Source organism: Bacillus sp. HY001 (assembly GCF_007558965.1).
GTDB lineage: Bacteria > Bacillota > Bacilli > Bacillales > Bacillaceae_G > Bacillus_A > Bacillus_A mobilis.
Map to the genome: position 1 here is coordinate 1 of NZ_VLTE01000353.1, position 514 is coordinate 514.

Here is a 514-nt window from a genome sequence, read left to right on the forward strand (position 1 = left end):
CATTTACTGGAAGTTATCAAGAGTTATTAGAATCGGATACCATAACAGGGAGAATGCTTCAACAACCCATAAAATTCAAAAAAACAAGATCTTTTTCTGAATATATTCAGGTGAATCATATTGAATCTCATAATGTCCATGATGTTGATGTTAAAATTCCAGTTGGAATTATGACAGTAATATCAGGTCCTGCAGGTTCGGGAAAAAGTACTTTAGTTAACGCCGTGAAACGGCAGGTTTCTCCGAACCTTTATATTGATTTAAAACAAGACTCCATAGGTATAAATATAAGGTCGACACCAGCAACTTATTTAAATATATTATCTCCAATTAGAAAACTCTTTGGGAAGGATAATAATGTATCCATACAACTATTTAGTTTTAATGGAAAAGGGGCTTGTCCAAAATGTAAAGGGAAAGGGGTGACAATTACAGAAATGGCCTTTATGGATCCTGTGACTCAAACATGTGAACTTTGCAACGGAAAACGATATAGCAAAGAAGCTCTCCAATA

The 514-nt window shown here is 34.4% G+C and carries 1 protein-coding gene; it reads left to right on the top strand.

The window, feature by feature from the left end:
- Positions 1-53: 53 nt before the first annotated feature.
- Positions 54-514 (top strand): ATP-binding cassette domain-containing protein (locus FOT98_RS31700; RefSeq protein ID WP_260851165.1); only part of this gene is annotated, 461 nt, incomplete at its 3' end.